Raw genomic sequence first — 26,747 nt, 5'->3', positions numbered from 1 at the left:
CCAGCCGGTCACCCGGCCAAAGCAAGCGCTTCGTGGCACACCCGCACCGGGTCGGCCACCTGCGCAATGCTGTCGGCGGCCCGCCGGGCGGCCTCGCGATACCCGGGCGACCCCAGCACGTCGCCGACCGCTGATACCAGCGCCTCGGCGGTCAGTGGGCGAATCAGCCGCCCGCTGCCCTGCCGCACCACCCGGTTCGCCATCTCCCACTGATCGCCACCGCCGGGTACCACCACCAGCGGCACCCCGGCGAGCAAGGCCTTGGCCACCAGGCCGTGACCGCCGCCCCCGATCACCACATCGGCGTGGGTCAACAGCTCGTCCTGCCGGCCCAACCCCACCACAGCCCAGGGCGGCGGCGCCAGGTCCGCACCACCGAGCCGCGACACCACCAGCCGCGAACCCTCGGGCAAAGTGTCGCCCGGTATCAGGCTTTCCAGGGCGAGCTCCGCCAGCCCGATGGTGCCCGTCGCCGCGGTGGAAGGGGCTACCATCACTACCGGCCCGGAGCCGGGCGGAATCTCCAGCACCTGTTCGGTCGGCTCGAAATGCAGCGGTCCCACCACGACGGCCTCGTCCGGCCAATCCGGGCGAGGCACCTCCAACGCCGGCAGCGTGGCGATCAGCCGCCGCAGCGGCCCCGGATCGTCGGCCGGTAAACCGATGTCCACCCGCACGGCGGCACGCTGGCGCTGACCCGCACGCACCGAGCGTGTCGTCAGCGCTCGCATCACGGTGTCGCGCAGCCGTCCCCGCACCCCGGTCCCAGGCGCCAGACCGCTGCCGATCGGCGGCAACCCCTTCGACGGGAGGTACAGCGGATGCGGGCTCAGCTCGACCCACGGGATGCCCAGCAGTTCGGCGGCCATGCCACCGCCGGCGGTGATGACGTCGGAGACCACCAGGTCGGGAGCCAGCTCGCGCAGCGTCGGCGCGACGAGCTCCGCCATCCGCGCCGCTCGCCGGTGAATCCTGGCGCCGGCATCGACGTCCTCGTCGACGGCCACCAGACCGTCCAGTTCGACGGCGTCGACCCCGACCGCGCGGGCGGCCTCCAGCCACTCGACCCCGGTGAACAGCGTGGGCGTGTCTCCGGCCGCGGATAAGCGCCGGCACAGCGCGATCGCGGGAAACGAGTGCCCGGGATCGGGCCCGGCTACCACGGCGACGCGCATCGGCCCTACCCTGCCACAACCGCACTCGCCTACGCTGGCAACCATGACCGAGCTGACTCAGACCACCACCAACGACAACATCCGCACGGTCGAGGGATTCTTGTATGCGCTGCAGGATCAGGATTTCGAGACCCTGGACGCCGCCCTTGACGACAACCTCGTCTACGAGAACGTCGGGTTTTCGACGATCCGCGGTGGTCGCCGCGTGGTGAAGCTGTTCCGCAAGATGCAGGGCCGGATGGGTTTCGAGGTGAAGTTCCACCGGGTGGCCGCCGACGGCGACGCGGTGCTCACCGAACGCACCGACGTGCTGGTCTTCGGGCCGCTGCGAATCCAGTTCTGGGTGTGCGGGGTGTTCGAGGTGCGCGACGGGCGGATCACGCTCTGGCGGGACTACTTCGACGTCTTCGACATGCTCAAGGCGACGCTGCGTGGCGTGGCCGGCATGGTGATCCCGTCGCTGCGCCCGACGCTTTAGGGCAAGCCACGTCCACAGCAAACGGCACATGCCGCGGCACGTGGCAAATGGCAAATTTCTGAGCGAAATTTGACGTTGTTCGGTGAAAAACCTAAAAATCACCGCGCCGCGATCGACTTACGATGACGCTGACGAGGTTCGAGGGCAGGCTCGGAGCCTCGTAATGCGCATGACCGATAGGCCATGGCAAATTGGGGAGGCCCAAAATGTCATTTGTAGTCGTGACGCCAGAGTTAATAACGGCAGCTGCAGCGGACTTGGCCAGCATCGGCGCGTCGGTGGATGCGGCGGGTGCCGCCGCGTCAGCCCCCACCGTCGCGGTCCTGGCCGCAGGCGCCGATGAGGTGTCGGCCGCCATCGCATCGTTGTTCGGAACCCACGGCCAGGCGTACCAGGCCCTCAGCGCGCAGGCGTCGGCGTTCCATGAACAATTCGTGCAGATCATGGCTGCCGGCACCGGCGGCCAGGGCGGCGCCGGCGGCACCGGCGCGCTGATCGGCTCCGGCGGCGCAGGCGGCGCCGGCGGCTTGGGTCAGTACTGCGGGCCTGGGGGGACCGGCGGAAATGCCGGACCGGTCTACGGTAGCGGCGGGGCCGGCGGCACCGGCGGAAGCGGCATCGGCGGCGACGGCGGAAACGGCGGAAACGGCGGCAAGGCCGGGCTGATCGGCGATGCCGGCAACGGCGGGAACGGCGGTCAAACGCTGGCTGGTGCGCCCCGCAAGGGCGGTGATGGCGGCAGCGGCGGCGACGCCTGGCTGATCGGCAACGGCGGCAACGGCGGGACTGCCGCCGCTAGCGGGACGCGCGGCGCAGTCGGTCCCGGTGGCGCCGGCGGGCTACTACTCGGCTCCAGCGGTCAGAACGGGCGGTAGTTCGCCTCCGCTGCAGCGCGGTCAGGCCTACATTGCCCTCGGCAACCCACCGAGCTCGTCGAACGCCTGCGCCCAGCTCATCAACCGATCGGTCACGTCGACCAGCTCGTCGCGGTAGCGCTGTTGAATCGCGCCGCCCGCGCCCTCCCCGTTTGCCGCCGACACCAATTGCGCTGCCGCAGTGACCATTTCGTTGTACTGACGAACGCCCGCGCCCAGCTGAGCGGTGTAGGCGTTGATGGTCGGCACCAGGTACTCCCGCGACGGGTCGGAGTTGTGCGCGGCCCGTTCCATCGACACCACCTGCGTCGCGGTGGCGGCCATCGCCGCTGACGTCCGGTTGGCCGCGGCAGTCAACTCGGCGATCTCGTCGGCCGGTAGCAGGGCGCCGCGTTCGATCACGCCTAGCAGCGAATAGAACCCGCGTTCGGAGGCCCCCAGCGCGTACATCGCCGGCCGAGCGGCCGACCCCGGCGCCGGCAGCCGCCGGATGTTGCTCAGCCGCGGCGATGGCAGCGGCTCGGCCTTCAACCAGTGGTAGCGGAAGAACAGCAGGGTCGCGGGAATCACCATCAAGACCGCGATCGCTCCGGTGATCTGCAGCAGCAGCGCGAACCAGCCCCAGGCTGCCAGTCCCGCCGTCACCGCCGCCCAGAACAGGCACCCGAAGGTGAAGATCCAGGCCCAGCGCAGCGCGCGGCGGCGGCGGCGCAGCATCCGGGCGCGCGGATCGGCGACCGCGTTGATCTTCTGGGCGACCAGGCCGGTCAAGTCGGCAACGGTATCGAATCCGCGCTGCAGCAGCGCCCGCCACCGCGGATGTGGATTCGACTTCGCAGACATCTCGGACGTCACGCCTATTGCTGACCGTAGGGCTGCTCAGGAACAGGTCCGGCGGCCCCGGTGGCGGGCGTGGTGGTGTTCACGCCGGGTGCAGGCGTCCCCCCGGCCGGCAGTGCGTCGCCGCGCATCGAGGCGCGGATCTGCTCGAGCCGCGAGTGCCCGGCCATCTGGACGCCGGCCTGTTCGACTTCGAGCATGCGGCCCTGCACGGAGTTCTGGGCGAGTTCGGCGGATCCGATCGCGTTGGCGTATCGGCGTTCAATCTTGTCGCGCACCTCGTCGAGGCTGGGGGTGTTGCCCGGCGCGGCGAGCTCGCTCATTGACCGCAGCGACGCGCTGACCTGCTCCTGCATCTTGGCCTGCTCGAGCTGGCTGAGCAGCTTGGTGCGCTCGGCGATCTTCTGCTGCAGCACCATCGCGTTGCGTTCAACCGCCTTCTTGGCCTGGCCCGCGGCTTGCAAAGCCTGGTCGTGCAGGGTTTTGAGGTCTTCGACGGACTGCTCGGCGGTGACCAGCTGCGCGGCGAAGGCCTCTGCGGCGTTGTTGTACTCGGTGGCCTTGGCGGCATCTCCGGCGGCAGTGGCCTGGTCGGCCAGCGTCAGCGCCTGACGCACGTTGACCTGCAACTTCTCGATGTCGGCCAGCTGCCGGTTGAGCCGCATCTCAAGCTGACGCTGATTGCCGATGACCTGCGCGGCCTGCTGGGTTAGCGCCTGGTGGGTGCGCTGGGCTTCCTCGATGGCCTGCTGGATCTGCACTTTGGGGTCGGCGTGCTCGTCGATCTTCGAGTTGAACAGCGCCATCAGGTATTTCCACGCCTTGACGAACGGATTGGCCATCAGTGAGCTCCGCCTTCGCTTCTTATGTGCTGGTTGGGCCGCAACGCTACCCCTGACGCTCAATTTAGTGGGTCAACCCGCATCTACCCACCCATGGTGGGACCAAAATGACGAGGTGTTCGGCCGGCAATCAGGCGACGGCCAGCGCGACCACCGGCGGAATGACGACTTTGGTGCTGACATCGATGGTGGCGGCCCCGGCGTCGAGGCGTGCGCTGCTGCGCTCCTCACCGGCCATCCGCTCGCCGGCGTCGATGAGCACCTGCGACAACGGGACTTGCAGCGCGTCGCAGATCGAGTTGAGCAGCTCGCTGGAGGGTTCCTTGCGACCGCGCTCGACTTCCGACAGATACCCGAGGCTTACCCGCGCCGAATCGGACACCTCGCGCAGCGTCCGGCCCTGAGATGTCCGGGCCCCCCGCAGCACGTCGCCAATGACCTCGCGCACCAGTGACGTCATCGCGCTCTCCTCCATCCGGTCAGAATCCAGTCACGATCGTGCCCCTAAAAAGCATGGGACTTTAGGACAACGCCAACCGGGGCCGCGTTGGTTCCCAGGAAAACGACAGAAATCTAACCGGACCGCTTGGTGTGGCGGATTTCTCGCACCGTCGACGCCACGTAGTCGATGCCGGTGACCAGCGTCAGCACGATCGCCAGCCCCATCACCACCTGCGCGGCGGTGTGCAGCAGACCCGCGAGCGGCAGTACGAACAACCCGATCGCCACCGCTTGGACGACCGTCTTCAGTTTGCCGCCCCAGCTGGCCGGGATAACGCCGCGCCGGATGACGGCCAGCCGCAACGCGGTGATGGCCACCTCCCGGGCCATGATGACCACCGTCACCCACCACGGCAACTCACCCAGCATCGACAGGCTGATCAGCGCCGACCCGATCAGAATCTTGTCGGCGATCGGGTCGACGAATGCGCCGAACTCGGTCGCCATGCCGTAGTTGCGGGCCAGCAGTCCGTCGAACCGGTCGGTGATGCAGGCGACGGCGAAGATCGCCCACGCCACGATCCGCGCGTAGGTGTGGTGGCCGTCGCCGTAGAACAGGGCATAGAGGAAGATCGGGACGAGCAGCAGCCGGGTCAGAGTCAGGATGTTGGCGAGATTCGCGATGCGGGCACGGCCTTCGATCTGACCTGTCTGCGGCTGCCCCGACACGGCAACAGAATAACGGCTGACCAGCTCATGTGGTGGCTGACGTCGATACTGTTTGCACGTGACCCAAAGTCGACGGGACAACCAGCCGGTGGTCCGGCGGGCGCGGACTTCCGACGTTCCCGCCATCAAGCATCTCGTCGACACCTATTCGGGCCGAATCCTGCTGGAAAAGAATCTCGTCACGCTTTACGAGTCCGTCCAGGAGTTCTGGGTCGCCGAGCACCCGGAAATCGAGGGCAAGGTCGTCGGTTGCGGGGCACTGCACGTGTTTTGGGCGGACTTGGGCGAGATCCGGACCGTCGCGGTCGATCCGGCGATGACCGGCCACGGCATCGGCCACGCGATCGTCAACAGGCTGCTCGAGGTAGCCCGGGAGCTGGAGCTGCAGCGACTGTTCGTGTTGACCTTCGAGACCGAGTTCTTCGCCAGGCACGGTTTCACCGAGATCGAGGGCACCCCGGTCACCGCCGAGGTGTTCGAGGAGATGTGCCGCTCCTACGACATCGGCGTGGCCGAATTCCTGGATCTGAGTTACGTCAAACCCAACACGCTGGGTAATTCCCGGATGCTGCTGGTCCTGTAGCCATGCGAGCAGCTACTCGGCGTCGCCGCCGTCGGCGTTCGCCCCGCCGCGGATCAGCGCCAGCGTCCCGGCCAACTCGTCGGGCTTGACCAGCACCTCGCGCGCTTTGGAGCCCTCCGAAGGCCCGACGATGCCGCGGGTCTCCATCAGGTCCATCAGCCGGCCCGCCTTGGCGAAGCCCACCCGCAACTTGCGCTGCAGCATCGAGGTCGAGCCGAACTGGCTGGACACCACCAACTCCACCGCCTGCAGGAAGACATCCATGTCGTCGCCGATGTCGGGGTCGACGTCGGCGCGTTCCCCGGTCGGTTTCGCGGCGGTCACGCCGTCGGTGTATTCCGGCTCGGCCTGGTCCTTGCAGGCGGCGACGACGGCCTGGATCTCCTCGTCGGTGATGTAGGCGCCCTGCAGCCGGATCGGCTTGCTCGCCCCCATCGGCAGGAACAGGCCGTCGCCCATCCCGATCAGCTTTTCCGCGCCGGCCTGGTCCAGGATCACCCGGCTGTCGGTGAGCGACGACGTGGCGAACGCCAGCCGGGACGGCACGTTGGTCTTGATCAGCCCGGTGACGACGTCCACCGAGGGCCGCTGGGTGGCCAGCACCAGGTGGATGCCGGCGGCGCGGGCCTTCTGCGTGATCCGCACGATCGCGTCCTCGACGTCGCGCGGTGCGGTCATCATCAGGTCGGCCAGCTCGTCGACAATGGCCAGCACATAGGGGTACGGGCGGTATTCACGCTGGCTGCCCAGCGGCGTGGTGATGTCCCCGGAGCGCACCTTGGCGTTGAAGTCGTCGATGTGCCGCACCCGGGAGGCCTGCATGTCCTGGTAGCGCTGCTCCATCTCCTCGACCAGCCACGCCAGCGCGGCGGCGGCCTTCTTGGGCTGGGTGATGATCGGCGTGATCAGGTGCGGAATGCCTTCATAGGGCGTGAGTTCCACCATTTTGGGGTCGATCAGGATCATCCTGACCTCTTCGGGGGTGGCCCGGGTCAGCAGCGACACCAGCATGGAGTTGACGAAGCTGGATTTGCCGGATCCGGTGGAGCCGGCGACCAGCAGGTGCGGCATCTTGGCCAGGTTGGCCGAGATGAAGTCGCCTTCGATGTCTTTGCCCAGCCCGATCACCAGCGGGTGGTGGTCGCGGCGGGTGGACGGCGCGGTGAGTACGTCGGCGAGCCGCACCATTTCGCGGTCGGTGTTGGGGACCTCGATGCCGACCGCGGACTTGCCCGGGATGGGGGCCAGCATGCGCACGCTCTCGGTGGCCACCGCGTAGGCGATGTTCTTTTGCAGCGCGGTGATCTTCTCCACCTTGACGCCGGGTCCGAGTTCGACCTCGTAGCGGGTGACCGTGGGACCGCGGGTGCATCCGGTGACGGCGGCGTCGACCTTGAACTGGGTGAGCACCTCGCCGATGGCGCTGGCCATGTGCGTATTGGCGGCGCTGCGCTTCTTCGGCGGATCCCCGGCCACCAGCAGATCCAGCGACGGCAGCGTGTAGGGGCCCTCGACGACGCGGTCGAGCGCTTGATCGCCCCGCTTTTCGGCTTTGCCGCCGCGCCGCCGCGACCGCCCGAGGACGGGCTCCGTCGGAGCCTCGGAATCGACTGAGTCTTCGGGCTCCTGGACTTCGGGACCCGGGGTCTGCGGGGCTTGCGCCGACGGCCACGCCTTGGGGACGTCGTCGAGGGACTGGTCGTAGTAGCCGTCGGAGAAGTCCTCGGCCGGCGTCACTTCGACGGTGTCCGCGTCGTCGCCGGCGAAGTCGTCTGCGGCAAAGTCGTCGTAGTCGTCGTAGTCGCGCTGGAACATCCGGGTGCCGAACATGCTGCGCAGGGCGTCGGGCACTTCGCGGATGGTGATGCCCGTCAGCAGCAGCAGCCCGAACAACGCGCCGATGAACAGCAGCGGGGCCGCGATCCACGGCGTCAGCCCGTCCGAGAGCGGACCACCGATGGCGAAGCCGATGAAGCCGGCCGCCCGCCGGCGCATTTCGGGATCCTCGGGCGATCCCGACCACAGGTGGCGCAGCCCGAGGAAAGACAGGGCGATCAGGCTGGATCCCAGGATCAGCCGCGGCCGCGCGTCGGGGTTGGGTTCGGTGCGCATCAGCACGATCGCCGCGGCGGCGGCCAGTAGCGGCAGCAGCACGACCGCCGAACCGATGAAGGTGCGCAATCCGGCGTCCACCCACGCGCCGACCGGCCGGGCGGCGCCGAACCACGAGCTGGCGGCGACGATGACGGCCAGACCGAGCAGCACCAGCGCGATGCCGTCGCGTCGGTGGCCGGGTTCGATGTTGCGAGCCTGGCCGATCGACCGTGCGGCGGTGCCGGTGCCTCGGGCGGCCATCATCCAGGTGGCGCGGGCCGCCCGGCCCCCGGCGATTCCCGCCAGCACCAGGAGCGACTGATTGCGGCGCTTGGCTGGGCGGGCGGGACGCTTGGCGGCCCGGGTCGGGCGTTTGGCCGGCCGGGCTGCACGCTTGGCCTGCGATGTGCCAGCTGCTGCGGCTCGCCCACCTCGGGCTCCGGTCCGCGGAGAACCCTTTGACCTGCTCGTTCGGGTTCCGGAGCCAGCGACGGTCTTACTTGCCATGATCGCAAGCCTAGTCGCAAAAACAACATCTGCACCATCCGCCACACTGGTAACGACCGCGTCGCCGCGATGTGCCCGCCTCGTGACCTGACCGGTGTGAGTAGGGTGACAACCGGCCGCGGTTGTGCCGCGGCGCACCACCGAAAGTTCACGCCTGAACCCGCCAAAGTCGCCAGGAGGCTCACCATGCCCGTCGTCGTCGTCGCCACCATGACCGTCAAGCCTGAATCGGTCGACACCGTCCGCGACATTCTCACCGGCGCCGCCGGCGAGGTGCACGAAGAGCCCGGCTGCCAGCTGTACTCGCTGCACCAGACCGGTGAGACCTTCGTCTTCGTCGAGCAGTGGGCCGACGAGGAGGCGCTCAAGACCCACAGCACCGCCCCCGCGATCGGCAAGATGTTCGCCGCCGTCGGCGATCACCTGGCCGGGGCTCCCGACATCAAGATGTTGCAGCCGCTTCCCGCTGGAGACCCCGACAAGGGCCAACTGCGCTCCTGATGAGTCGCGCGCTCGAAGGCAAGGTCGCCTTCGTCACCGGCGCCGCGCGCGGCCAGGGCCGTGCCTACGCGGTCCGGTTGGCCGCCGACGGCGCCGACGTGATCGCGGTCGACCTGTGCGGCCAGATCGACAGCGTCCCCTACCCGCTGGGCACCGCCGAGGATCTGGCCGTCACCGTCAAGCAGGTCGAGGACACCGGTGCGCGCATCGTGGCCCGCCAAGCCGACGTCCGGGACCGCGACGCGCTGGCGGCGGCGCTGCAAGAAGGTCTGGACGAGTTCGGCCGGCTCGACATCGTGATAGCCAATGCCGGTATCGCGCCGATGCAGTCCGCAGACGGCTGGCGCGATGTCATCGACGTGAACCTCACTGGCGCCTACCACACCGTCGACGTCGCGATTCCTGCTCTGGTCGCGCACGGCGACGGAGGTTCGATCGTGCTGATCAGCTCGGCCGCCGGACTGGCCGGCGTCGGCAGCGCCGACGCCGGCTCCATCGGCTATGCCGCCGCCAAACACGGGATGGTCGGACTGATGCGCTTGTACGCCAATCTGCTTGCCAAACATGACATTCGGGTCAACTCGGTGCATCCGTCCGGGGTCGACACACCGATGATCAACAACAAGTTCATCCGCCAGTGGCTGGCCGACATGGTCGCCGAATCGGGTTCGGCCCCGGGAATGACCAATGCACTGCCGGTGCAGATTCTGCAGCCCGACGACATCGCCAACGCGGTAGCTTGGCTGGTGTCCGACCAGGCCCGCTACATCACCGGGGTCACGCTGCCGGTTGACGCGGGTTCGGTGAACAAGAGGTAGGCGTATGTCCCGAAACCCCGCCGCGCGCACCGCATTCGGGCCGATGGTGCTGGCCGCCGTCGAGCAGAACGAGTCGGCCGATCGCAGGCTGATCGACGATGATCTCGCCGAACTGTTTCTGCCGATACCGATGCGCCTGCTCGTCGCCACGACACACTGGCCGACAGTCCGCGGCGCGCTGATCCGCGCCTCGGAGTGGACCGGCCGCGGGCTATGGGCCAATATCGCTTGCCGCAAACGATTTATCGGCGACAAACTCGCCGAGGCTCTCGACGATATCGACGCGGTGGTGATCCTCGGCGCCGGCCTGGACACCCAGGCGTACCGGTTGAACCGCCAGGTCCGCAAGCCTGTCTTCGAGGTGGACCTGCCGGTCAACATCGCCCGCAAGGCCAAAACGGTACGACGGGTGCTGGGCGAACTGCCACTCTCGGTTCGGTTGGTGGCGTTGAACTTCGAACGCGACGACCTGCTGACCGCACTGGCCGAGCACGGCTACCTCCCCGACTACCGGGCGTTCTTCATCTGGGAGGGAGTCACCCAATACCTCACCGAGCAAGCGGTACGCACCACGTTGGAGGGGCTGCGCCCGACGGCACCGGGCAGCCGCCTGGTGTTCACCTACGTCCGTCGCGACTTCATCGACGGCACCAACCGATACGGAACCCGCACCTTGTACCGGTCGGTCCGTGGACGAAAGAAGTTGTGGCACTTCGGTCTTGATCCCGACGAAGTCGCGCAGTTCTTGAACGAATACGGCTGGCGACTGGTGGAGCAACTCGGGCCCGACGAACTCAGCGAGCGCTACGTCGCGCCCACCGGGCGCAAACTGGCGACTTCCCAGATCGAATGGTCGGCATACGCCGAGAAGACCTAAACCTCCAGGACGGTCGGCACGATCATGGGTTGACGGCGATACGTCTCGCCCACCCACTTGCCCACCGTGCGGCGCACACCCTGCGCGATCCGGATCGGGTCGACGACGTTGTTGGCCGCCAGCGATTCCAGCTCCGCTTCGACCTTACGCACCACCGGCTCAAGCGCTTTCGGATCTTCGGAGAACCCGCGCGAATGCAGATGCGGCGGCACCACCGGCTTTGCGGTGCCGCGCTTGACCACGACGGTCACCGCGACGAAACCCTCGGTCAGAATCAGCCGCTCCCCCAGCGTGATCTCGCCGACGTCGCCGGTGATCAAGCCGTCGACGAACATCTTGCCGACCGGAACCGCGCCGGCCACCACGGCTTTGCCGGCGACCAGGTCGACGCTGACGCCGTTCTCCGCCAACAGGATCGACTCCTGGGGCACGCCGGTGCTGGCGGCCAGCTTGGCGTTGGCTCGCAGGTGCCGCCAGGTTCCGTGCACCGGCATGACGTGACGCGGCCGCACCCCGTTGTACAGGAAGAGCAGTTCCCCGGCGTAAGCATGGCCCGAAACATGCACGCGCGCTTGGGCGTTGGTGACGACACGAGCCCCGATTTTGGCCAGCGCGTCGATGACGCCGTAGACCGCCTCCTCGTTACCCGGAATCAGCGACGAGGACAACACGATCAGGTCCCCCGATGTCAGGGTGATGCTGCGATGCTCGCCGCGCGACATCCGCGACAGCGCCGCCATCGGTTCACCCTGGGTACCGGTGGTGACCAGGACCACCTGGTCGGGTGGCAACATCTCGGCCGCCGCGATGTCGACCAGGTCGGTGTCGGCGACCCGCAGGAAGCCCAACTCACGCGCAATGGCCATGTTGCGCACCATCGATCGGCCCACGAACGAAACCCGGCGGCCCAAAGCCACTGCGGCATCGATGATCTGCTGCACCCGGTCGACGTTGGAGGCGAAGCATGCCACGATCACCCGCCCGTCGGCGCCGCGGATCAACCGGTGCAAAGTCGGGCCGATCTCACTTTCCGACGGCCCGACGCCGGGGTGCTCGGCGTTGGTCGAGTCGCACAGGAACAGATCGACGCCGGCGTCGCCGAGGCGTGACATGCCGGGCAGATCGGTGGGTCGGCCATCCAGCGGCAGTTGGTCGAGTTTGATGTCGCCGGTGTGCAGCACGGTGCCCGCACCGGTGTAGACGGCGATCGCCAGCGCGTCGGGAATGGAGTGGTTGACCGCGAAGTACTCGCATTCGAACACGCCGTGCCGGCTGCTCTGCCCCTCCTTGACCTCGACGAACACCGGCTTGATCCGGTGCTCCCGGCATTTGGCGGCAACCAGCGCCAGGGTGAATCTGGAGCCGACGACCGGGATGTCGGGACGCAGCTTGAGCAGGAACGGGATCGCCCCGATGTGGTCCTCGTGCGCGTGGGTGAGCACCAGCGCCTCGATGTCGTCGAGGCGGTCTTCGATGTGACGCAGGTCGGGCAGGATCAGGTCGACGCCGGGCTCGTCGTGGGTGGGGAACATCACCCCGCAATCGATGATGAGCAGCCGGCCGAGATGCTCGAAAACCGTCATGTTGCGGCCGATTTCGCTGATCCCACCGAGCGCTGTGACCCGCAGCCCGCCCGCGGGCAGGGGACCTGGTGGGGCGAGTTCTTCGTTCACTGCCAGCTCACCTGAGAACGGACGCCGCGCGCATGTCCGCGGCCAGCGCGTCGAGTTGCTCGGGGGTGGCGGCGACCTGGGGCAACCGTGGGCCGCCGGCGTCGATGCCCTGTAACCGCAGACCGGCCTTGGACAGCGTGACTCCGCCCAGCCTTGCCATCGCGTTGCACAACGGACCCAGCGCGACGTTGATTTTGCGGGCGGTGGCGATGTCGCCGGAATTGAAGGCGGACAACAATTCTCGTAGCTGACCCGCGGCCAGATGGGAGATCACGCTGATGAAGCCGGTGGCGCCCATGGCCAGCCAGGGCAGGTTGAGCGCGTCGTCGCCGGAGTAGTAGGCCAGACCGGTTTCGGCGATGATCTGCCCGCCGCCGTGCAGGTCGGCCTTGGCGTCTTTGACCGCGACGATATTGGGGTGGGCCGCCAGCGCGCGCAGGGTGTCGGGCTCGATCGGCACGATCGAGCGCGGCGGAATGTCGTAGAGCACGACCGGCAGGTCGGTGGCGTCGGCGACGGCGGTGAAATGGGCCCGCAGCCCGCTCTGCGGCGGCCGCGAGTAGTACGGAGTGACCACCAAGAGTCCGTGCGCGCCCTCTTGCGCCGCTGCCTTGGCCAGTTTGATGCTGTGCGCGGTGTCGTAGGTGCCTGCACCGGCGATGATCCGGGCCCGGTCCCCCACCGCGTCGAGAACGACCCGCAGCAGTTCGCGCTTCTCGTCGTCGGTGGTGGTCGGCGACTCACCGGTGGTGCCCGAGACCACCAGCCCGTCGCACCCCTGATCCACCAGGTGCGTGGCCACCCGGGCCGCGGTCTTGGCGTCCAGGGCGCCGTCGGCGTCGAATGGTGTCACCATCGCGGTCAGCAAGGTTCCCAGCCGCGCTGGGGCATCGAATCCGACGGTGCTCACGGTTGACCAGATTACCTGGCTACGGCAAGCCGATTGGTATCGCCGCGGACGGTCCGGCGGTTCATCCGACCACTTCGACGCGACATGCCAGGCCTGCCGCGCGATCGAGGCGGGCATCCGCAGTGAGTAGCGGGATGTCAAGATGTCCGGCAAGGGCTGCATAAAGCTCGTCGTAGAAGCTGACGTGGTGCCGCATTTCCCACGCTCGGCGAGCCAACATCCCGGCATGTGGGTAGCGGTTGTCTACCAGTGCATCGAGCATCCGCAGCGCCGTTTCAGCTTCTCTGGCGCTTATGAGCCCGGCCCGCTCGTGACGGCGCAGCACATTTCCCACCTCCGCGTCGATCAGGTGCGGCGCATGTCGGCGCATCTGAGGCAGCCGCTGCCGCAACGCGTCCGCTGCGGCGGTCTTACCGACCAGGCTCAGCACTAATGCCGACGCATCGATGACAAAGTCCTTCACCGCCGGTCTTCGGCCAAATCGGCGAGGATGGATTCCGTTGTGGCGGCCGGAGTATCGCCCGCCTTCCGTGCCGCCGCCATTTCTTCCAGCGCCTCAGCCGGAGTGGGGCGGTTGGCGAAATCGACCACCCAGTCGCGCATGTACGACTGCAGCGATCGCCCCGCGGCGCGGGCACGATTTCGGATGACCAGGTAGGCATCCTCGGGGATTTCCCGGATCTGTATGGTCGCCACAGCGCTATTTTAGCGCTGAACCGCCTAGGGGGTCAGACCTGCGGCCTCAGGCTTCGGTCACACAACCCGATTGCTCCCTACGCCTTCCCCCGCTACGCGGCCTCAGGCTTCGGTCGCGAAAGGACTCGTGGCGACTTCCGTGCCGTCCGCGAGCCTGGTGATCTCGAAGTCGGCGAAAACCGCAGGCGCGACGTCGACCAGCTGGCGCAGGCAGGCGATAGCCAGCCGCCGGATCTCGACGTCGGCGTGCTCGCTGGCCCGCATGGCGATGAAGTGCCGCCAGGCCCGATAGTTGCCGGTCACGACGATCCGAGTTTCGGTGGCGTTCGGCAGTACCGCGCGGGCGGCCTGGCGGGCTTGTTTGCGCCGCAACACCGCGTTGGGTTGGTCAGCGAACTTGGCTTCCAGCTTGGTCAGCAGCTCGGTGTAGGTGGCGCGGCTGGCGTCTGCGGCCGCCGTCAGGATCTCCCGCAGCTCGGGGTCGTCCTCCATGCCGGGCGGGACCACGACCTGGGACTCGTATTCGGGCACGTAGCGCTGCGAGAGCTGCGAATAGGAGAAATGCCGGTGCCGGATCAGTTCGTGGGTGCAGGAGCGGGAGACGCCGGTGATGTAGAACGAGACGCTGGCGTGCTCGAGCACCGAAAAATGCCCGACGTCGATGATGTGCTTGATGTAGCCGGCGTTGGTCGCGGTCCGAGGATTGGGTTTGGACCAGCTCTGATAGCAGGCGCGACCGGCGAACTCGACCAGTGCGGAGCCCCCTTGCACGTCAGGGCTGTCCGTGGTCCAGGGGACGTCGGGGGGCGCCAGGAAGTCGGTCTTGGCGATCAGTTGCACGCGTAGCGGCGCGGTCTCGGCCACGGCGCTCACCTTAGCCCGCGCGGCCACTGCCGGTATCGCGCTGCACCGGTTCGGTCAATTACTGCGTCGGCCAGGCACAACTTGCTCCACGAGGTCAGCGCCGTGGGTCGTCCCGCGGTAGCAGCGAAGCCCGTCGCCACCGATGCCGCACCATCGGTCGTCTTCATCGCTTCGCGCACCTTTGCACGCAGCCGGGAGGCTGACAGTTTCTTGGCCGGTAGGGCGGGTTACGCACCGAGCTACCTCGACGCGCCATGCCACCTCGAATTGATCACGCCCGGAGGGCACGACACAGCGAGCCTCACCGAACCGACAACGTCGGCAAACAAGACGGTGACTTGCTTGTGTTCGCCTGTCCGCTGTCGTCGCGTGACGGGCGTCCCGCACACGTCGCAGAACCGCTTCTCTAGCCGGACGGACCATTGCACTGACTTCTGTTGCGCCGTCAATGCCCCTCATCATCGCGCACCAGGCCGGCTGGGAACTTAACGGCAAACGACCTCACCCGGCCTGCGACTGGTCGACGAAAAGGATCAGCGTAAGGGCCGCAAAGGATTTCTAGGCCCCGAATCGATCCGCTCCAGCTGCTCTCGGACCACATTGTCCAACCGTGCCGACTCGTCCAACGCCGCCAGCAATTCCGTCCTCAAGCGCGCGATCTTCTGACCCATCGGCTCCCCATCGTCCTGGGCCGCGGCCGCGCCGACATACCGACCAGGGGTCAATGCATAGTCCGCGGCCTTGATCTCCGCCAGTGTCACCGACCTACAGAACCCCGGAACATCCTTGTAGGTAATGCCTTTCGCAGCTGCCGAAGGCGTACCCCGCCACTCGTGGTAGGTGTCACCGATCCGAGCGATGTCGTCGTCGCTCAGTGCGCGCTCGGTTCGGTCCACCAGGGAACCCAACTCGCGGGCATCGATGAAAAGCACCTGACCGGAACGGTCGACGCAACCTTGCTCACCTGCCGTCTTGTCCTTGGCAAAGAACCACAGGCACACCGGGATTGCGGTACTACGGAACAACTGTGTCGGCAGCGCAACCATGCACGACACCAAATCGGCATCCACGATCCGCGCCCGAATGTCGCCCTGTCCGTTCGATTTCGACGACATCGAGCCGTTGGCCATTACCACCCCGGCCTTGCCCGCCGGCGCGAGCTTGGACAGGATGTGCTGGATCCACGCGAAGTTGGCGTTGTTGGCCGGCGGCACGCCGAACCGCCAGCGCGGGTCGGCCTCGTGACGGGTCCAGTCCTTGATGTTGAACGGCGGATTGGCCAGCACGTAGTCCATTTTGACGTCGGTGTGCTGATCGTGCGCGAGCGTGTCACCCCACCTCCGGCCCAACCCGGCGTGATCGATCCCGTGGATGGCCAGGTTCATCCTGGCCATCCGCCAGGTTTCCTCGATGCTCTCCTGGCCATAGATCGCAATGCTTTTCGCGTCCGCGTGGTGGTCGGCGATGAATTTCTCGGTCTGCACGAACATGCCGCCCGACCCGCAGCACGGGTCATAGACCCGGCCGCCGGCGGGTTCGAGCACCTCCACAATCACCTTCACCACGCTGGGTGGCGTGAAGAACTCGCCGCCCCGTTTGCCTTCGGCGCGAGCGAAATTGCCCAGAAAATACTCGTAGACCTCCCCCATCAGGTCGCGGGCTCGGTGCGCACCCTGCCGGCTGAACCGGGCGCTGTCGAACAGGCCGATCAGCTCGCCGAGCCGGCGCTGGTCGATGTCGTAGCGGTTGTACACACGTGGCAGCGTCCCGCCCAGCGTCGGGTTGGCCATCATCACGGCGTCCATCGCCTCGTCGACGAGCTGACCGATGTTCTTGCCGGGCCGGCCCTCAGCAGCGTTGTCCGCCAGGAACTTCCATCGCGCGGCCGGAGGCACCACGAACACTCCGGGCTCGTCGAGCGCGTCCGAGAGGTACTTCAGAAACACCAGACCGAGGATCACGTCTTTGTAGTGGCTGGCCGACAGCGATCCGCGCAGCTTGTCCGCGGCCTTCCACAGCGTGTCCTTGAGTTCCCTCATGGTCGAAGGCTCAGGCTGTCTGTGAGGCGGCATCGATGCGGCCTCCTAGTCTCCGGTATCGGGGGCAGAAGTCGCGACGAAGTGGTCCCTTGCCCGCACGGCGCCGCTGATCAGCAACGGAAGCAGCCGGTCGCGCATCGCCGCCAACGCGGCGGATTCGGCGCGACGCTGCTCACAGACCGCGCCGAGCGTGGTGATCGTCGCCGCCGACCCGGAATCCAGACAGCGCACGTCACGCACCCGGACATCGAGCAGTTCGCGCGGCCGGATGCGTTGTCGGCTGCCCGTCATCCCCGCAGCCAGCCGGGCAAGCACCGACGACACCTCCGGCTGCCGAAGTGCCGACCACAACACCGAAGTGTCCACTCCGATCGGCCGCAGCACCACGAATTCACTGCTGGCCAGACCTGGTTCGGCACCCGGGCGCGGGATATTCCAGATCCGCGGGGTGCCGGGATTCAGTTTGGCGAACAACACACACGGGTGCTCGACCAAGAATTTCACGCTTCTGATCACATTGGCATCCAACATGATTGGACGTTGGTCATGGTCGAATGCCGGGAAGCTGTAGAGCGCGACATTGTCCGCCAGCTTGCCGGGTTGGATGCTCGCAGAAGACCTTTGCGCCACATTCGCCAGTGTCGTGTACTCGGCGACTCTCCCGGCCAGCGTCGTCATCAACGCTTCGGCGGATTCGACGACCCGACAGTTGACGGCAATCTTGTCGTCGAGGGCGGCCAGCAGACCAGCGATCGGTTGCCGCTCCGCAGGGTCCGCCGCGCTGATCGGGACGCTGCCCAACACGCGGTGGTTGAGCACCGGTTGACCAGAACCGGCGCGAAACCTGTTGAGCTCAAAGCTTTTCAGATGGTAGTACCAGTATCGCGTCTCTGCCGGGTTTTTGGCGCGGCAGACCATCGCGTTGTCGCTGACCCACGCATCGCCGGGGCAGTACTGCACGCTGCCGCAGCACGAGCCGACGCGGCCCACCACGATCATCGGGCCACGGGCATTGGACTCTCTCGTGCGCCCGATGACGCCGTTGGCACCGTAGACCGGAAAACACCCGTCGGCCGTCATCGCCGGCAACGCCTGCCCGACGCGGAACTCCAGGTGATGCCCCAGCCTGCCGTCCATCAGCCGGCCCGCTTGATCACGGCGCTGCGCAGATCCGCCGCCAGGTCCCCCCGGTCGTTCACGCCGACGCGGCCCAGGCCGAGCCACGAGGCCATCGACTCCAGCTCCCCGGTCAGCGCCGACGCAACCCGGCGCCGGTCGATCCCGGCTTCGCCGAACGCCCCCACCACTTGCAGCTCGTCGGCAACCCGGTCGGATTTGAGATCGACTCGCGCCACCAGTCGGCCGTCCAGCAGGAAAGGCCATACGTAGTACCCGTAGCGGCGTTTGGCCGCGGGTGTGTAGATCTCGATGCGGTAATGAAAGCCGAACAGCCGCTCCACCCGGGGCCGGAAGAAGATCAGCGGGTCGAACGGGCACAGCAGCGCGGTCCCGCGATCGACGCGCGGCACGGTTCGGGGGCGCAGGTAGGCCGGCGGCCACCCCTCGACGTCGACGCGTTCGAGAGCACCGCCGGCCACCAACTCGGCCACCGCCGGCCTGGTCTGCTGCGCGGAGAGCCGGAAGTAGTCGCGGATGTCCGCCTCGGTGCCCACCCCCAACGCGGTGGCCGCGCGCAGCACGAGCTCGCGTACCGCCTCGTCGTCGTCGACCTGCCGAGCCAGCACGGGCGCCGGTAGTACCCGCTCCACCAGGTCGTAGTGCCGGGCAAAGCCGACCCGGGTGGCCGTGGTGAGCACACCGGCGGCGAACAGCGCCTCGGCCACCCACTTGGTGTCGCTGCGCCCCCACCACGGCCCCGTGGCGCCGCGCGGTTCGGCTTCCAGGTAGGCCTCGATCTGCCCGGCCGTGCTGGGTCCGAGCTCGGTCACCGCGGCGACGATGTCGTCGGCCAGCTGCGGATTGGCCTTGACGATGTGGGTGCCCCACCGGCCGTGCCGGTACTGACGCATCCGCCAGCGCAGCAGCGGCCAATCGTCGACGGCCATCAGCGCGGCCTCGTGCGCCCAGTACTCGGCGAACAGCCGATTGCGGGCCGGACCCCAGGCCGCTTCGTCGAGCACGTTGCGGTCGTAGGGCCCCAACCGGCTGAACACCGGCGCGTAGTGCGCCCGCACCGCCACCGACACGGAGTCCAACTGCAGCACCTGGATTCGCGAAATCAGCCGCCGCAGGTGCGCCCGGGATATCGAACCGGCCGGCTGCGGCTGGCTAAACCCTTGAGCCGCAACGGCTATCCGCCGGGCTTGGGCGGCGGTCAGCCTGGGAGTCCGCAGCGCCACGGGCCGAGAATACCGGCCTGCCGGCCTTCCGCGACCGCGAGGCTAGCCGGTCCTTCTTTTCTGATCCAACGGCGTCACCGCGCCCGACTCCCGGTCGCGTTCGCCGTAGGCGGCTTCCAACGCCGGTGGAATCGAATCCAGATCGCGGTAGACCTCCGCGAGTTGCTCCAGGATCCGGATGCGCCGCTCGGCGGCCTCCTCCACCGCGCGCCGCGCCTGCTCCATGAGTCGCTCCCGCTCCTGCTGAGCCTGCTGGGTCTCCCGCTCGATCGTCGATTGGGTGTCGGCCCGCATCTTGGCCAGCTCCGCGGCCAGGTTTTTCCTGGTTTCCTCGCATTCGGCTGCCAAGGCTTCGCGCTGTGCGTGCATGTTGGCCAACTGTTCTTCGTGCCGGCGCTGCTCGTCGGCGATGTCGGCCCGCGCGGATTCGATCAACGCGTCCGCCTCGGCGCGTGCTTCGGCCTGCATCTCGGCGATTTCGTCGACCGCGCGGCGCATCATCTTGGCCATCCGATGCTGAACCGCATGCGGCGACGGCGAGGTGTCGGCGAGCAGGGCGACCTCTGCGCGCAGCGCGGCGGCCTCGTCGGCGGACTCCTTCAACCTGGCCCGCAGGCTCTCCACGTCGTCGCGCAGCAGCTGCTCCTTGGCGGTCAGCATCTCGATGCGAGCGTCCACCGCGGCCGGGTCGTAACCCCGGAACATGCGCGGGAACGTCTTCCCCGGTTCGGTTCTCACTGCGAATTCCCCCTTGTGAAACGCCTGGCATTTCGTCGAGCGGGCGCGGCCACGCCCCTCACGCTCGAGAGTAGCTGTGGAACCGGTAGCGCAACCCCGAGCGACTGACCCGCCATTGCCCGACCTCACCCTGCCACGTCTCGTCCAGCAGCGGGGCGACGATGTCGCCGTCGTCACGTGGCAGCACCACGTCGACTTCGGTGACCTCGCAGCGCGTCGCCCGCGGCAGCGCCAGCAGGTAGATCTCTCCGCCACCGATCACCCAGGTGTCGTCCGGGTCGGTGAGCGCTTCGTCGAGGGATCCCGCCACCTCGGCGCCGTCGGCGACGAAATCCCGCTGCCGGGTCAGCACCACGTTACGGCGGCCCGGCAGCGGCCGGTTCCGCGCCGGCAGCGATTGCCAGGTGCGTCGCCCCATCACCACCGTGTGTCCCAGCGTGATTTGCTTGAAGTGGGCCATGTCCTCGGGCACCCGCCAGGGGATGTCACCGGCGCGCCCGATCACCCCGGACGTCGACTGGGCCCACACCAGGCCCGTCATACAGCTACTGGGGCTTTGATCGCCGGGTGCGGGTCGTAGTTCTCCACCACGACGTCCTCGTAGCGGTATTCGAAGATCGAATCTCGATGCGCCAGAACCAGTTTCGGGTATGGCCGGGGCTCTCGGCTGAGTTGCAACGTCACCTGCTCGACGTGGTTGTCGTAGATGTGACAGTCACCACCGGTCCAGACGAACTCCCCCACCTCCAGGCCGGCTTGGGCGGCCATCATGTGGGTGAGCAGCGCGTAGCTGGCGATGTTGAACGGCACCCCGAGGAACAGGTCGGCGCTGCGCTGGTAAAGCTGGCAGCTCAGGCGTCCGTCGGCGACGTAGAACTGGAAGAACGCGTGGCACGGCGGCAGCGCCATCTGCGGGATGTCGCCGACGTTCCAGGCCGACACGATGATGCGCCGCGAGTCCGGGTCGGTGCGCAGCAGCTCCAGCGCGGCGCTGATCTGGTCGATGTGTTCACCGCTCGGGGTCGGCCAGGACCGCCACTGCACCCCGTAGATCGGCCCCAGTTCGCCTGTCTCACTGGCCCATTCGTCCCAGATGGTGACACCGTGCTCGTGTAGCCAGCCGATGTTGGAGTCACCGCGCAAGAACCACAGCAGTTCATACACCACGGACTTGAGATGAACCTTCTTGGTGGTCAGCAGTGGGAATCCGGCCGACAGGTCATACCGGATCTGCCGGCCGAAAAGGCTGCGGGTGCCGGTGCCGGTGCGGTCGGATTTCGCCGTTCCCGTGTCCAGAACCAAGCGCAGCAGGTCTTCGTACGGCGTCGCGATCGGCACCCGGCCAGCTTAGTCGCGCTTGGCACCGCTAGTGGGAACTGACTGCGATTTTCCGGGCGCTGGTTTGACGGTGCGGTTTTATTCGCGGGGTAGCAAGGCTGAGCGGGAACGGGGCGGAGTAGAACGAAGGGCATGCCGAAAATCACCGACAGCGTCACCACCCCCGACGGCAGCTGCGACGTCGCACTGTTCACCCCGGACGGGACGGGCCCCTGGCCCGGGGTGGTCATGATCCCCGACGCCGGCGGCGTGCGGGACACGTTCGACGAGATGGCGGCCAAGCTGGCCGGATTCGGTTACGCGGTACTGCTTCCCGATGTGTACTACCGGGAGGGCGACTGGGCCCCGTTTGACATGGCGACCGTGTTCGGTGACGCCGACGAGCGAGCCCGGATCATGTTCATGATGGGTACCCTGACGCCGGACCGGATCACCCGCGACGCCGAGGCGCTCTTCGACTACCTGGCCGGGCGCCCCGAGGTCACCGGCGAGCGGTTCGGCGTCTGCGGCTACTGCATGGGCGGACGTATCTCGGTGCTGCTGGCCGGGCGCCTTCCACAGCGGGTCGCCGCGGCGGCGTCGTTCCACGGCGGCGGCCTGGTGAGCGACAACGAGGACAGCCCGCACCTGCTGGCCGACCGGATGAACGCGGTGATCTACGTGGGCGGCGCCGAGAACGACCCGTCGTTCACCGCCGATCACGCCGAGCAGCTGGGCAAAGCACTGACCGCGGCCGGGGTCCGGCACACCATCGAGTGGTACCAGGCCGGGCACGGGTTCGCGGTGCCCGACAATGCGCCCTACGACGCCGCGGCCGCCGAGCGGCACTGGGCGGCGATGGCGGAGACGTTCGCCTCGGCGCTGCGTTGAGCGTCACTTACCGGGACTGAAAACCGCCCGCGGGGCCGAGCAGCAGGCCGCCGTCGATCACCATCGTTTCGCCGGTGATCCAGCTCGCCGCGTCCGACACCAGGAACGCGACCGCACCTGCCACGTCGACGGGCTCACCGATGCGGCCCACCGCAATGGATTTGGCGAGCGGATCCTCGTTGCCTTTCCACAGCGCCTCGGCGAGCCTGGTGCGCACCACGCCCGGGGCAATGGCATTGACCCGGATACGCGGTGAAAGTTCCAGGGCCAGTTGCTTGGTCACGTGAATCAGCGCGGCTTTCGTAGCGTTGTACATGCCCATCCCCGGCGACTGGTGCAGGCCGCCGATGGAAGCGGTGTTGACGATCGCACCGCCGTGCTCGCCCATTCCCGATTTCACGACCAGCGATGTCCACAGCAGCGGCGCCCACAGGTTGACGTCGAAGATCTTCGCGAACCGCGCATGATCCTGCTCGATCAGCGGTCCGAACGCCGGGTTGGTGCCCGCGTTGTTGATCAGGATGTCCACCCGTCCGAACCGTTCCACCGTGAGCTCGACGCAGCGCCGCGCCGCGTCCTCGTCCACCGCGTGCGCACCGACGCCCAGCGCCCGCTCACCGACCTGGGCGGCAGCCTGCTCGGCGGCCTCCTGTTTGCGTGCGGTGAGCACCACGTTGGCGCCCGCTTCGGCGAGTTGCTGCGATATCGCCAGCCCGATGCCGCGTGAGGCGCCGGTGACGATGGCGGTGCGGCCGGTCAGATCGAGTGAGGTCATGATGTCAGCCTGCTGTCTGTAAAAAGTGGTGAAAGACTTTTTGGGGCAAGGTTTGAATGCGCGCACACGTGGTATGCGAGATGCATGTTATCGAAATTGAATTTTATGAAACCACTGGTGGTGGCCGGGGCTGTCGCTACAGCGATTGCCGCGGCGCCAATGGCCTCTGCAGACGTTGCCGCGACCGTGCCGGGCTCTCCCAGCACCGGCATCACGCATTTCGCACCCCTTGACCCGGGTGGCAGCGGCTGCGACGCCAACGGAAACTGCGGCTCGGGCGGTGTCAACCAAGGCCCCGGCGGCGGACCCGGCGGCCAGGGCTGCGTAGGCGGAATCTGCGGCAGCGGCGGCCAGTTCGCCGGTCCGGGTGGCGTGCCGGGCGGCGAAGGCTGTCTTCCGGGCGTCGGTTGCGGCACCGGCCACGGCTGATTCGGTTCCCACGCAAAACACCACTACCCCGTTATCCACAACCCGTCAGTGTCCCGGCAGCCTGGTGATCCAGGTCCGGGACTCTGCCGGGTCAATCACATCGTCGAGTTCGAAAGTCGTGGCAGCGCGTAACGCCTTGCCGTGCTCGTAGGCGGCGGCAACCAGCCTGTCGAACAACGCTTGTCGTGCGGCGTCGTCCGCGGCGGCCGCCAGCTCCTTGCTGAAGCCAAGCCGCACAGCACCTTCCAAACCCATGCCGCCGATCTCGCCGGTCGGCCATGCGACGGTGAACTGCGGCGCGTGGAACGAGCCACCGGCCATCGCCATTGCACCCAGGCCATATCCCTTGCGCAAGATGATCATTCCGAACGGGACGGTCAATTGTGCACCGACGATGAACATCCGGCCGAACCGGCGGACCGCCGCCTCTTTCTCCGTCTCAGGCCCGACCATGAATCCTGGTGTGTCGCACAGCGACACCACCGGCAGACGGAACGATTCGCACAGCGCCAGGAAGTCCCCCGCCTTGTCGGCGGCCTCGGCGTCGATCGCCCCACCCAAATGGTGGCTGCTGTTGGCGATCAGCCCGTACGCCTCGCCCTCCACCCGTACCAGCGCGGTGACAATGCCTACCCCGTAATCGGGTCGCAGCTCCAGCATCGAGCCGACGTCGACGATCGACTCGATCGCCCGGTGCACGTCGTAGGCGCGCAACCGGTTCTCCGGCACCACATGCCGAGCCAGCCGGGGATCGGGCTCCTCCCAGCTTCCGAGCGAGCCCTGGAAATAGGACAGGTACTGCTTGGCCAAGGCCACCGCGTGGGCTTCGTCGCGCGCCACCAGGCTCACCACGCCGTTGCGCCGTTGCACATCGATCGGACCGATCGCCTCCGGCGGATACACCCCCAGCCCGCCGCCCTCGATCATCGCCGGGCCGCCCATCCCGATGTTGGCGTCCGGTGTCGCGATGATCACGTCGCACACCCCGGCCAACGCGGCGTTTCCGGCAAAGCACCGCCCCGAGACGATCGAGACCAACGGCACCCGACCGGACAAGCCCGCCAGCGCCGCGAACGTCGGCACGTCCAGGCCGGCATGACCGCCGACGTCGGTGTCGCCGGGCCGCCCGCCCCCACCCTCGGCAAACAGCACCACCGGCAGCCGCTTCCGGACGGCGAGGTCGAAAACCCGGTCGGTCTTGGCGTGGTTGCGCATGCCCTGGGTACCGGCCAACACGGTGTAGTCGTAGGACACCACCACCGCCTCGGCAGCATCGCGCCCGAACCGGTGCGCCCCGATGGTGGCCAGGCCGGCGACCAGGCCGTCGGCCGGGGTGTTGGCGATCAGGTCCTCTTCGGAGCGGCGGCTGCGCTGCGCTGCGATCGCCAGCGCGCCGTACTCGACGAAGCTGCCGGGGTCGACCAGGTCGGCGATGTTCTCCCGGGCGGTGCGACGGCCCCGCTGGTGCCGCTTGGCGACCGCCGCCTGTCGGCCTTCGTCCAGGGTGATCAGGTGGCGCCGCCGCACCTCGTCCAGATCGGCGCGAGATGCATCGAGATCGATTGAACCCGAAGTGTTTTCGTCGTTGGACTCGGATCCGGTGCGGGTGTAGACCACCAGCGGGTCGCCGGTCCCGACGACTTGGCCGGGCATGACCAGGTTGCGGGTGGTGCGCAGGGCGCCCGGAGCAACCAGCACGTGCTGCATCTTCATCGCTTCGAGCACCACCAGCTGCCCGCCGGCCTCGACGTTGGTGCCCTCGGGCGCGACCTCGATAACCGTGCCGGCGAGCTGTGCCCGCAACGCTTCCTCCCCCGGGTAGAGCTCGACGTGGGCCTGCTGCCGGCGCTGGTGCGACGTGGCCGCGGCGGCCAGCCCGGGAAGCCGGCTGTCCAGAAAACTCGTGGTCACCACACCTGACTGGAAGTCGCTGTCGGACAGCAGCTCTCGCAGTAACTCCAGGTTGGTGCCGACACCCTCGATACTGAATTCGCCCAGCGCGGTGTGCATTTTGCGGACTGCGGCGGCAAATGACGCGCCCCGCACATGGGTGACGACCTTGGCCAGCAGCGAATCGTACCTAGGACTCGGGGTCAGGCCCGGACGACCGTAGGTGTCCACCCGCACCCCCGGGCCAGTGGGCGGCGAGAATACGTTGAGGGTTCCCGACGTGGGCAGGACGGATCCGTCGGGAGCGAACGTTTCCATGTTGACCCGCGCCTGGACGGCGATGCCGTGCGGCTTTATCGGCTGACCGATCACTTCGGTTCCGTCCGAGGTGATTCCGGCCGGCAGGCTCAGCTGCCCGTAGCCCGCACCCCGGGCAATCGCCAACTGCACTGCGATCAGGTCGGTGCCGGTGACTTCTTCGGTGACGGTGTGTTCGACCTGAATCCGCGGGTTCACCTCCAAGAAGACGAATTCGGAACCGCGAACCAGGAACTCCACGGTTGCCAGGCCGCGGAGACCCACCTGGGCGCACAACCGGGCTGCGGCACCGTGCAGTGCGCGCCGCAACTCGTCGGAAAGCTGTTGCGCGGGAGCGACTTCGATGACCTTCTGATAACGCCGCTGGACACTGCAGTCGCGATCGCCGAGCGCAATAGCCCGCATCCGCTCCCCGTCCGGCGCGGCCACGATCTGCACCTCGATGTGCCGGGCGTCGTCGAGCAGCGCTTCGGCGAAAACCGCCGACTCACCGAAGCCGAGTCGGGCTTCGGCGGCGCACTGCCGGTAGGCATCGTCAACCTGGTCGGCGCTGTCCACCCGGCGCATGCCCCGCCCGCCTCCCCCGGCCAGCGCCTTGATGATGATGCCGCCGTCCTGGACGGCGAAGAAGGCGCGCACCTCGTCCACGCTGGCCGGTCCGTCGGTGGCCGCCAGCACCGGTACGCCGGCGGTGACCGCGGCGCCGCGGGCGGCGGACTTGTCGCCGAAGCACTCCAATGACTCCGCCGCCGGACCCACGAACACGAACCCGGCGTTCGCGCAGGTCCGGGCGAATTGCGCGCTCTCGCTGAGGAACCCGTAGCCCGGGTGGATCAGCGCGGCGCCGGCCGATTTCGCGGCCACCAGCACCGCGGTCTGGTCGAGGTAGGCCGCGACACCGTTGCCCGGCAGGTTGATCGCCTCGTCGGCGGCGTGTACGTGCGGGCTGTCGGCGTCGTCGTCCGCGTAGACAGCGACCGTACTCATGCCCAGTTCGGTTGCGGTGCGGATGATTCGGAGAGCGATCTCGCCGCGATTGGCAATCAGCAGAGTGGTTTCGCGTTCGCGCGCTGCCGGCCGCATAGCG

At 67.5% G+C, this 26,747-nt stretch carries 26 protein-coding genes and 2 pseudogenes; 8 read left to right on the top strand and 20 right to left on the bottom strand.

Features of this window, described 5'->3' with window-relative positions:
* Nucleotides 1-8 precede the first annotated feature (8 nt).
* Nucleotides 9-1,175 carry a glycosyltransferase gene (locus tag MKCMC460_RS11470; RefSeq protein ID WP_236976420.1) on the bottom strand — a complete coding sequence of 389 codons (1,167 nt, stop codon included), beginning with the start codon at nucleotides 1,173-1,175 and terminating at the stop codon, nucleotides 9-11.
* Between the two features lie 43 nt (nucleotides 1,176-1,218).
* Here MKCMC460_RS11470 and MKCMC460_RS11465 point away from each other — a divergent pair, with 43 nt between their 5' ends.
* Nucleotides 1,219-1,653, top strand: coding sequence for a limonene-1,2-epoxide hydrolase family protein (locus MKCMC460_RS11465; protein ID WP_236976423.1), 435 nt, complete (start codon nucleotides 1,219-1,221; stop codon nucleotides 1,651-1,653).
* A 206-nt stretch (nucleotides 1,654-1,859) separates the two neighbouring features.
* Nucleotides 1,860-2,522 (top strand): annotated as a pseudogene (locus tag MKCMC460_RS31530) (PE family protein); the annotation flags it as partial.
* A gap of 33 nt (nucleotides 2,523-2,555) precedes the next feature.
* Here MKCMC460_RS31530 and MKCMC460_RS11455 read toward each other — a convergent pair.
* The 4 genes from MKCMC460_RS11455 to pgsA all read right to left on the bottom strand — a co-directional run bounded on the left by MKCMC460_RS11455 (nucleotide 2,556) and on the right by pgsA (nucleotide 5,380).
* Nucleotides 2,556-3,371 carry a hypothetical protein gene (locus MKCMC460_RS11455; protein WP_236976425.1) on the bottom strand — a complete coding sequence of 272 codons (816 nt, stop codon included), beginning with the start codon at nucleotides 3,369-3,371 and terminating at the stop codon, nucleotides 2,556-2,558.
* 14 nt (nucleotides 3,372-3,385) lie between these two features.
* Complete coding sequence (gene pspA / locus MKCMC460_RS11450; protein WP_236976427.1) at nucleotides 3,386-4,210, bottom strand: phage shock protein PspA; 825 nt, start codon at nucleotides 4,208-4,210, stop codon at nucleotides 3,386-3,388.
* A gap of 130 nt (nucleotides 4,211-4,340) precedes the next feature.
* The gene (clgR, locus tag MKCMC460_RS11445; protein WP_236976429.1) at nucleotides 4,341-4,670 is read right to left on the bottom strand and encodes a transcriptional regulator ClgR; all 330 of its coding nucleotides are present in this window, start codon (nucleotides 4,668-4,670) and stop codon (nucleotides 4,341-4,343) included.
* Between the two features lie 113 nt (nucleotides 4,671-4,783).
* Nucleotides 4,784-5,380: a CDP-diacylglycerol--glycerol-3-phosphate 3-phosphatidyltransferase gene (gene pgsA / locus MKCMC460_RS11440; protein ID WP_238305733.1), complete on the bottom strand. Its 597-nt coding sequence runs from the start codon at nucleotides 5,378-5,380 to the stop codon at nucleotides 4,784-4,786.
* Between the two features lie 58 nt (nucleotides 5,381-5,438).
* On the opposite strand from pgsA, the gene MKCMC460_RS11435 reads away from it, so the two are divergent.
* Complete coding sequence (locus MKCMC460_RS11435) at nucleotides 5,439-5,963, top strand: amino-acid N-acetyltransferase (protein WP_236976431.1); 525 nt, start codon at nucleotides 5,439-5,441, stop codon at nucleotides 5,961-5,963.
* Between the two features lie 12 nt (nucleotides 5,964-5,975).
* Here MKCMC460_RS11435 and MKCMC460_RS11430 read toward each other — a convergent pair whose 3' ends face one another.
* Nucleotides 5,976-8,564, bottom strand: coding sequence for a DNA translocase FtsK (locus MKCMC460_RS11430; RefSeq protein ID WP_236976433.1), 2,589 nt, complete (start codon nucleotides 8,562-8,564; stop codon nucleotides 5,976-5,978).
* 186 nt (nucleotides 8,565-8,750) lie between these two features.
* Here MKCMC460_RS11430 and MKCMC460_RS11425 point away from each other — a divergent pair, with 186 nt between their 5' ends.
* Genes MKCMC460_RS11425 through MKCMC460_RS11415 form a run of 3 tightly spaced genes read left to right on the top strand, consistent with a single transcriptional unit; the run spans nucleotide 8,751 to nucleotide 10,760 of the window.
* Nucleotides 8,751-9,065 carry a putative quinol monooxygenase gene (locus tag MKCMC460_RS11425; RefSeq protein WP_236976435.1) on the top strand — a complete coding sequence of 105 codons (315 nt, stop codon included), beginning with the start codon at nucleotides 8,751-8,753 and terminating at the stop codon, nucleotides 9,063-9,065.
* Nucleotides 9,065-9,883, top strand: coding sequence for a mycofactocin-coupled SDR family oxidoreductase (locus MKCMC460_RS11420; RefSeq protein ID WP_289624923.1), 819 nt, complete (start codon nucleotides 9,065-9,067; stop codon nucleotides 9,881-9,883). Before MKCMC460_RS11425 ends, MKCMC460_RS11420 begins: the two co-directional genes overlap by 1 nt.
* A 4-nt stretch (nucleotides 9,884-9,887) precedes the next feature.
* Nucleotides 9,888-10,760: an SAM-dependent methyltransferase gene (locus MKCMC460_RS11415; RefSeq protein WP_236976437.1), complete on the top strand. Its 873-nt coding sequence runs from the start codon at nucleotides 9,888-9,890 to the stop codon at nucleotides 10,758-10,760.
* Here MKCMC460_RS11415 and MKCMC460_RS11410 read toward each other — a convergent pair.
* From MKCMC460_RS11410 to MKCMC460_RS11355, 12 genes and pseudogenes are all read right to left on the bottom strand, one after another.
* Nucleotides 10,757-12,433 carry a ribonuclease J gene (locus MKCMC460_RS11410; RefSeq protein ID WP_236976439.1) on the bottom strand — a complete coding sequence of 559 codons (1,677 nt, stop codon included), beginning with the start codon at nucleotides 12,431-12,433 and terminating at the stop codon, nucleotides 10,757-10,759. The two genes, MKCMC460_RS11415 and MKCMC460_RS11410, sit on opposite strands and share 4 nt — an antisense overlap.
* Before the next feature lie 7 nt (nucleotides 12,434-12,440).
* Nucleotides 12,441-13,343, bottom strand: a complete 903-nt coding sequence (dapA, locus tag MKCMC460_RS11405) for a 4-hydroxy-tetrahydrodipicolinate synthase (protein ID WP_236976441.1) — start codon at nucleotides 13,341-13,343, stop codon at nucleotides 12,441-12,443.
* Nucleotides 13,344-13,404: 61 nt separating this feature from the next.
* Entirely contained in the window at nucleotides 13,405-13,806 is a 402-nt protein-coding gene (locus MKCMC460_RS11400) for a type II toxin-antitoxin system VapC family toxin (RefSeq protein WP_236976442.1), read from the bottom strand.
* Nucleotides 13,803-14,039, bottom strand: a complete 237-nt coding sequence (locus MKCMC460_RS11395) for a BrnA antitoxin family protein (RefSeq protein WP_236976443.1) — start codon at nucleotides 14,037-14,039, stop codon at nucleotides 13,803-13,805. Before MKCMC460_RS11395 ends, MKCMC460_RS11400 begins: the two co-directional genes overlap by 4 nt.
* A gap of 102 nt (nucleotides 14,040-14,141) precedes the next feature.
* Nucleotides 14,142-14,903, bottom strand: coding sequence for an FAD-dependent thymidylate synthase (thyX, locus tag MKCMC460_RS11390; protein WP_236976444.1), 762 nt, complete (start codon nucleotides 14,901-14,903; stop codon nucleotides 14,142-14,144).
* A 54-nt stretch (nucleotides 14,904-14,957) separates the two neighbouring features.
* Nucleotides 14,958-15,197 (bottom strand): annotated as a pseudogene (locus tag MKCMC460_RS11385) (glycosyltransferase); the annotation flags it as partial.
* 239 nt (nucleotides 15,198-15,436) lie between these two features.
* On the bottom strand, nucleotides 15,437-16,975 hold the full coding sequence (locus tag MKCMC460_RS11380) for a type I restriction-modification system subunit M (RefSeq protein ID WP_236976445.1): 1,539 nt from the start codon (nucleotides 16,973-16,975) through the stop codon (nucleotides 15,437-15,439).
* Between the two features lie 12 nt (nucleotides 16,976-16,987).
* Entirely contained in the window at nucleotides 16,988-18,079 is a 1,092-nt protein-coding gene (locus MKCMC460_RS11375) for a restriction endonuclease subunit S (protein ID WP_238305731.1), read from the bottom strand.
* On the bottom strand, nucleotides 18,079-19,296 hold the full coding sequence (locus MKCMC460_RS11370) for a winged helix-turn-helix domain-containing protein (RefSeq protein ID WP_238305993.1): 1,218 nt from the start codon (nucleotides 19,294-19,296) through the stop codon (nucleotides 18,079-18,081). The genes MKCMC460_RS11375 and MKCMC460_RS11370 overlap by 1 nt, the downstream gene beginning before the upstream one ends.
* Nucleotides 19,297-19,344: 48 nt before the next feature.
* Entirely contained in the window at nucleotides 19,345-20,040 is a 696-nt protein-coding gene (locus MKCMC460_RS11365) for a cell division protein DivIVA (protein ID WP_236976448.1), read from the bottom strand.
* 58 nt (nucleotides 20,041-20,098) lie between these two features.
* Nucleotides 20,099-20,581, bottom strand: coding sequence for a dihydrofolate reductase (locus tag MKCMC460_RS11360; protein ID WP_236976450.1), 483 nt, complete (start codon nucleotides 20,579-20,581; stop codon nucleotides 20,099-20,101).
* The gene (locus MKCMC460_RS11355) at nucleotides 20,578-21,378 is read right to left on the bottom strand and encodes a thymidylate synthase (RefSeq protein WP_238305729.1); all 801 of its coding nucleotides are present in this window, start codon (nucleotides 21,376-21,378) and stop codon (nucleotides 20,578-20,580) included. The genes MKCMC460_RS11360 and MKCMC460_RS11355 overlap by 4 nt, the downstream gene beginning before the upstream one ends.
* A 132-nt stretch (nucleotides 21,379-21,510) precedes the next feature.
* On the opposite strand from MKCMC460_RS11355, the gene MKCMC460_RS11350 reads away from it, so the two are divergent.
* A complete protein-coding gene (locus tag MKCMC460_RS11350; RefSeq protein ID WP_236976452.1) occupies nucleotides 21,511-22,248 on the top strand; it encodes a dienelactone hydrolase family protein in 738 nt (245 codons plus the stop codon).
* 7 nt (nucleotides 22,249-22,255) lie between these two features.
* Here the strand turns inward: MKCMC460_RS11350 and MKCMC460_RS11345 are convergent, their stop codons facing one another.
* Nucleotides 22,256-23,023 (bottom strand): SDR family oxidoreductase, encoded by a 768-nt coding sequence (locus tag MKCMC460_RS11345; protein ID WP_236976453.1) that lies wholly within the window; start codon nucleotides 23,021-23,023, stop codon nucleotides 22,256-22,258.
* 105 nt (nucleotides 23,024-23,128) lie between these two features.
* Between MKCMC460_RS11345 and MKCMC460_RS11340 the strand changes: the two genes are divergently transcribed.
* On the top strand, nucleotides 23,129-23,452 hold the full coding sequence (locus MKCMC460_RS11340) for a PE-PGRS family protein (protein WP_236976454.1): 324 nt from the start codon (nucleotides 23,129-23,131) through the stop codon (nucleotides 23,450-23,452).
* Nucleotides 23,453-23,497: 45 nt separating this feature from the next.
* Here the strand turns inward: MKCMC460_RS11340 and MKCMC460_RS11335 are convergent, their stop codons facing one another.
* Entirely contained in the window at nucleotides 23,498-26,743 is a 3,246-nt protein-coding gene (locus tag MKCMC460_RS11335) for a carboxyl transferase domain-containing protein (protein WP_238305727.1), read from the bottom strand.
* Between the last annotated feature and the right edge of the window lie 4 nt (nucleotides 26,744-26,747).

Origin of the sequence: Mycobacterium sp. 20KCMC460, assembly GCF_022179425.1 — a bacterium.
GTDB classification, from domain to species: domain Bacteria; phylum Actinomycetota; class Actinomycetes; order Mycobacteriales; family Mycobacteriaceae; genus Mycobacterium; species Mycobacterium kiyosense.
Note: the sequence above shows the minus strand (reverse complement) of the source record. Positions and strands in the feature narration are given on the sequence as shown.